This is a genomic window from Acetobacter sp. DsW_063, assembly GCF_002153745.1.
In the GTDB taxonomy this organism is placed as follows: domain Bacteria; phylum Pseudomonadota; class Alphaproteobacteria; order Acetobacterales; family Acetobacteraceae; genus Acetobacter.
On the sequence record NZ_JOPL01000154.1, the window covers coordinates 1 to 2242 of the forward strand.

Annotated in this window: 2 protein-coding genes; one reads left to right on the plus strand and one right to left on the minus strand. The window is 57.5% G+C overall.

Annotation, left to right across the window (positions count from 1 at the left end):
* Window positions 1-96: 96 nt before the first annotated feature.
* Window positions 97-1368 (minus strand): cation:proton antiporter, encoded by a 1272-nt coding sequence (locus HK28_RS13460; protein ID WP_086645040.1) that lies wholly within the window; start codon window positions 1366-1368, stop codon window positions 97-99.
* 244 nt (window positions 1369-1612) lie between these two features.
* Here HK28_RS13460 and HK28_RS14095 point away from each other — a divergent pair, with 244 nt between their 5' ends.
* A complete protein-coding gene (locus tag HK28_RS14095) occupies window positions 1613-1894 on the plus strand; it encodes a hypothetical protein (protein ID WP_086645041.1) in 282 nt (93 codons plus the stop codon).
* Window positions 1895-2242: the final 348 nt, after the last annotated feature.

Genomic DNA, 2242 nt, shown 5'->3' on the forward strand with positions numbered 1-2242 from the left:
ACAACCTCTCGCTCAATTCAATACATTAATAGGTCCTGAACCTAGGAAGTCCGGCCCTGTAACAACTTCCCCCTTGGCGTGCGGAGCGCGGCGAGTTCAACGTGTCGTCTGCGTGGATGGCGCCAACATCCCCTCGCCCGCCGAGCCAGAAGAACGCGCCGTCCGTCCGCCGGGCGCAAACAGGCGAAACAGCGGTCCGGTCAGCGTCGTCGAAATAACGGCAAGCACCATCAGAGAGGCGAAGGCGAACTCCGACAGCATGCCCTGCCCGTGCAGAATGGTGGCCGCCACAATCTCCATCAGTCCCTTGCACTGCAGCAGCGCTCCAACACTCAATGCCTGACGTCGGCTGAGGCCGGCTGCCGGCGGATACACATAAACCGCCGCAATTTTTGTGACGATCGACACGGCGACCAACATCAGGGAGGCGATGACCGACGGCCAGGTCAGAGCGTCCCCGTCGATATGCAGACCGCTGTGTCCGAAGAACATCGGCGCCAGCCAGAACAACGAGAACGTGCCGACCCACTCAACCGGAAGACGACGCACCCAGCTGGGCGGCATGATCGCCCCGGCAAAATATGCGCCGATCAGCTCATGCAGGCCAAGCTGCATCCCTGCCCACGACCCTGCCGCCAGATAGAGAGGCACCGTCGCCCAGATCACCCACGATGGCGGGTTGCTGTAATGCCGGGACGCCCAGTTTCCGGCAGCCGCGAGACCCACGAGCAGCCCGATGGCCACGAATTCAAGCCCTGTCCATCCATGAAGCGCCGCCGTCCCTTTTGCGGCGAACTGCAGGGCGGCAAGACCGATCCACAGGGCGGCGTCGTCAACTACCGCAAGTTTCAAGGCCAGTTGCCCCAAAGGGCGCTGCGCGGGCTCAAGCTCCCGCACGACGCCGATGAGAACTGGTAAGGCGCTCACCGCGATACACAGGCCGATCGCCGCTGCCGCGACCATCGGCGTCGCATGAGGCGCGTGCCATCCGCGCAGAGGGAGGAAAAACTCGTACGCCAGAATCGAGCCGATCAGAAACGGACCGCCCAGCGCGACAGCCGCCCCACCCAGCAGACGCTTGAGCGATGGCGAAGGAATAGCATGGCTCGCATCACCCTCTCCTGGGTGCTGCCACATCTCGAGCCCAGCCGTGAACGCAAGCACGAGGACGGCTACCCAACCGATGTCGTTACCGTAAAGCGACGGCACGCCATATTTCTGCACAGGGACGTGCCAGACCGCCAGCAGGATTCCTACAAGGATCGGTAGTACTGCTATGGGCAACGCCTTCTGCAGCAAACGCCAGAGCGCCCACGGCAGTAGCACAAAGAGCGCAGCGTCGCTGATAAGCGCAGTAATGTTGGTCATTGCGCATCCTTTCTCGCCTATCGGCCGGACAACGTAGTGACACGAAGCGTGTTATGCAAATTCAGCATAACACGATACGGTGTTTTGATGAGGCGGAAGCATCGTCAAGAAGAGAGCCCGCTCGGTATTTTTGCAAACATCGTCTTCAAGTAAATCTGGTCGTTCACGGAGCCGTCACACATTTTTTCATACCCGCACGCACAGATAGCAACGTCTTAAGCATCAATCGAATTTAATGAGAAACATGATTCCACCCATCCTAACGAACCGTCCCGCGCTACAAACGTCCAAGGTCGAGGATTTTTCCGCTTATCTGGCCTACCTTAACGAGCCTTCTGCGCTTGCCGCGCAAATGATGGAAATTACGAGCGAAGTCCCCACCCGAGACTTTCTTCACTCCCAGTTGCAACTCGCCCCCGACGTTGTCGGCAGGCGCATGTTCGCCATTGACCCACGGTACAATCCAACGTCATCCGCGCAGTCGACGCCTTTATTTCGAGGGAAAATACAGAAACAAGCGTCATAGGCCTAGTGGATGAGTCCTTCATGCCATAGGCAAGGCTACGCCACGGAAGCTGCGAAAACGCTGGTCGTATGATGTTTCGTCGCGCGAAAAATGCGCCGACTTACTACGCAATGTCTCGCAGTCAACGCCGCCTCTGGTAAAGTGATAAGAAAGCCCGGCATGCGGCTTGAAAACCAAACCATCGAAAGTCGATTTGTCGCAGGACGATGGCATGATGAAGTCGGATAAGCCATCCTGCAACGGGATTAGATAAAAATCCTTCAACCGCAAGGAGGTAAATCAATAGGCAGTTCTCTGAGACTTAGGTTCAGGACCTATTAATGTATTGAATTGAGCGAGAGGTTGTGA